1 protein-coding gene and 1 pseudogene are annotated in these 3744 nt (G+C 76.3%); one reads left to right on the plus strand and one right to left on the minus strand.

Going from position 1 to position 3744, the window contains the following annotated elements; all coding sequences use genetic code 11:
• Positions 1-1289, minus strand: a 1289-nt coding sequence (locus tag AAHZ94_RS30390) for a helix-turn-helix domain-containing protein (RefSeq protein ID WP_349996942.1), incomplete at its 3' end; no start/stop codon positions are given.
• Between the two features lie 909 nt (positions 1290-2198).
• Between AAHZ94_RS30390 and AAHZ94_RS30395 the strand changes: the two are divergent.
• Positions 2199-3744, plus strand: a pseudogene (locus AAHZ94_RS30395) (hypothetical protein); the annotation flags it as partial.

Consider the following 3744-nt stretch of genomic DNA (forward strand, 5'->3'; position numbering starts at 1 on the left):
GGCTGCGGGGCGGTGGGCGTGGGCGCGTACGCGGCGGGGCCCGGGGCGTCGGTCTGCGGGCGGCGACGGGGGCGCGGTACGGCGGGCGGGGCGCGGTGGGGGGTGGGCGCGCTGCCCGTACCGCTGCTCGTGCCGGTGCCGGTGCCCGTGCCGGCCGTGGTGGGGGCGCCGGCGGGACGGGGGAGCCAGCGGTGCTCGTACGCGTGCCAGCCCAGTTGTAGTCGGGTCGTCACGCCGGCCAGGTCCATCAGGCCCTTCACCCGGCGCTGCACGGTGCGCAGGCCCAGATCGAGGTGTTTGGCGACGCTCGCGTCGGTGAGGCCGGCGAGCAGCAGCGACAGGATGTCGAGGTCCGTCGGGTCCGGGCAGCCGGGCTCCGCCGACGGTGCGGGGGGCGTGTCCGCGGGGGTGTCGAGCCGGAGCGGGACCGCCTCCCGCCACACCGTCTCGAAGAGCGTCAGCAGTGCCACGAGCAGCCCACTGGGGCGTACGACCAGCGCATCGGGTTCGGCGACCGCCTGCTGCTGCGCTCCGGGGCGCGTCCCGTCGGGCCGTTCGGCGGCCGACCACCGTGCGGCCGGCGCCCGCGGAGTGTCGTACGGGCCGGGGCCGGGGCAGACCGCCGCCGGGCCCGCGGGGGTCTCCGGCCGCGTGGGGCGCTCCAGGGTCACCAGGGCGAGTCGGCCGTCCGCGGCCAGCAGGGTCGTCGGCAGCCGGTCGACCACGCGGATCTGGGCACCGTAGCCGGCACCGAGGGCGGCGCAGAGTTCGCCCAGCGCCGTGGGGCGGGCCAGCAGCGCCCGCTCCAGCACCACGCGGTGCCGCACCCCGTACCGCGCGGGCCCGCCCACCGGCAGCCGCTCGGTGCCCGGTATCAGCGCGCACAACTCGTCGTCCGCGGCGGCGAGCAACTGCTGTGCCCGACGGCCGATGGCGCCCGTACCGCAGGCGATCTCGACCACGTCGGGGGCGTCGGCGCCGGTTGCGCAGCCGCTCCGGTACGCGTCGGCCAGCGCCGCCGCGGCCTGTTCGGCCCGCGCCAACTCGTCCCGGCGCTGGGTGAGCAGGGTGCCGAGCGCGGTGTTCGGCGGCACGGCGAACCAGCGCCTGGCCGGGCCCGACGAGCGCGCCGCGAGCCCCTGCCGTTCCAACTCGTGCAGGGCCTGCTCGGTGTCCGCCTCCGCGCGGGTCAGCAGGCGGGCGAGCGCGGGAACCTCGACGCTGCCGAGCCGCACCAGGGCCCGGTAGGCGGACTCCTGCACCTCGTCCAGACCCAGTGCACTCAGCATGCGCGCCCTCCAAGAAGCCGGTTAGCGAAAGCCGGTGAACGAAACCTGGTCGATGACGAACGGCGACGGGAACGTGCCGCGAGCACATCCTTGCACTGGGCGGCGCGTTCCTGACCAGTCGTTCGGCGGGGGACGGGGCAACGGGGCGCTGCCGACCACGGGCCCCGTCCTGGCCGGGGACGTTCTCGGCTTCCGGTCCGCGGACGGGGCGCGCGGTGGACAATGTGGGCCATGAGCCAGCAGGGGGAAGATCGGCACGGCCACGAGGACGACTGGTGGCAGCAGTTGTACGAAACGGACCAGGGGGACACCGGCCCGGCCGGTGCGCCGGATTCCCTGGACGACCGCTACGACTCGGCGGCCCAGGCATTCGTCACGCCCGATGCGCCCGTGGAGTCTCCGGCCGGTGCCTCGGCCGATGCCCGTTCCGCGGCGCCTGCCGCGGCCTCGCCGGTGTCGGCTGCTTCGCCGCACTCGGTGCCGGCAACCCCCGCCGTGAGACCGCCGCAGGCAGCGCAACCGGGTGGGGTGACCGGTCCGGCTGGTCCGGCCGGTCCGGCTGTGCCGGCTGACCCCGTCGGCCCGGTGGGGGTTGGGGATTCGGCGGAGGCTGCGGGGCCGGTGGGGCCTGGGGGTTCGGCTGGGGCTGAGCGTCCCGTGGGGCCCGTGCGTGCGGCGGGGGCGAGTGGGGCGGTGGCTTCGACTGATCCCACTTCGGCCGCTCCTGGCCCGGCCGCGGCTGGGCCGGTTGTGCCCGCGCCGGCTGCCCCGGCCGTGCCCGCTCCGGCCCCGTCTGCCCCGGCTGCTCCGGCCGGGCCCGCTCAAGCCACGCCCGCTCCGGCCGCTCCGGTCGGGCAGGCGCCGGGGGAGGGGCCGTCAGGTCCTGGGGCGTCGGCTCCGTCCGCCGTCGTGGCAGGTTCGCCGGGGTCGGACGAACCGGGCCAGCCGTCCGCCGCGACCGAATGGGAACGCCTGGTCCAGGCGGTGGACCCGGCGCCGTCCACCCTCGTGCCGCCCGACCCGCCGGCGCGCTCGGCCGTATCCCCGCCGCCCTCGTCCACGCAGCCTCCGCAAGGCCGGGAAGGCGCGCAGAGCCAGCAAGACCAGCAAGACCAGCAAGACCAGGAAAGCCCGCGGGGCCAGCAGGGTCAGGGCAAGGAAAGCCAGCAAGGCCCGGAGAATCCGCCGAGCTCGCGAGGGCAGGCCACCGGTCCTGCCGCGGGGGAGTCCGTCGCACCCACCCCGGCTGCCCCGCCGCAGTCGGCGGTGCCTCCGGTGTTCCCGGCGCAGAGTGAGCAGCAGCAGCCGGCGTCGCCGGCCGGGCCCGAGGTACCCGGCGACCTGGCCGAACCGGACGACCTGGCCTGGTGGGAGCAGCCTGCGGTCGTCCAGGCGCTGGCCTGGTGGGAAGAGCCCACCACGGCTGAGGACCCGTCAACCCCGGCCCCGCCCGAGGCCCAGCCTCCGGCCTCGGGCCAGCCCCCGACCCCGGCTCCGTCTCCGGTCTCGCCCCCGACTCCGGCTCCGTCTCCGGCTTCGTCCCCGGCCGGGCAGGAACCCGCGTACGAGGGCCCGCCCTCCGCGTCGTACGGCGGCTCGCCGCAAGGTGACCTTCCGCGAAGCGACTCCGCGTACGGCCGGGACGTCCCGTACGACCAGACCCTGGACGACCGGGTTCCGTACGACCGGGTTCCGTACGACCGGGTTCCGTACGACCGGGTTCCGTACGACCGGGTTCCGTACGACCAAGAGCTGGACGACCAGGTTCCGTACGGCCAGGCTCTGGACGGTCAAGCCGCGGCTGGCGAGACCACGGAGCTCGCGGAGAGCACGGAACTCGCGGCGCACTCAGCGTCCGCGGCACGCACCGACGGCCCGGAGTCACCGGCGTCTGGTGCCGGACAGCCCGTCAGCCCCGGGCAGCCGTCGGCCTCCCTGGCCCCGCCTACATCCCAGTCCCCCTCCTCAGCAACACCGTCCTCCCCAACCTCACCCCCAACTCCGAATTCAGCACCGGCCCCGGCCCCCGGCGCCGTCGATGGTCTGCCGTCGCGTGATCCCGCACCGTGGGAGGTGGTCGCTGACGGTTCCGCGTACGGGGCCGGCGCGGAGGTGGCGGCGTCGGCCGGGACGTTCGGGTCGGACGCGTGGGACACCCGGATATCCGGCGACGAAGCGGGGGCCGGGACCACCGGCGCGGCTGGCGATGAGGTCCGACCCACTCCCGGACGCACCGGCTACTCCACCCCTGCGGACACCGGCCCCGCCACCTCCGCAAGCACCGGCTACTCCACCCCCGCGAGCACCGGCCCCGCCACCCCCACAGGCACCAGCCCCTCCACCCCCGTGAGCGCCAGCCGCTCCGTCACCGAGGCGGTCAGGCCCGCGGCCGGTTGGCCGTGGGACGTCTCGTTCGGTGGCGGGCCGCGGGCGACCGCCGGGCCGGGAGCAGTAC

Source organism: Streptomyces sp. HSW2009, from assembly GCF_040240285.1.
Lineage (GTDB): Bacteria > Actinomycetota > Actinomycetes > Streptomycetales > Streptomycetaceae > Streptomyces.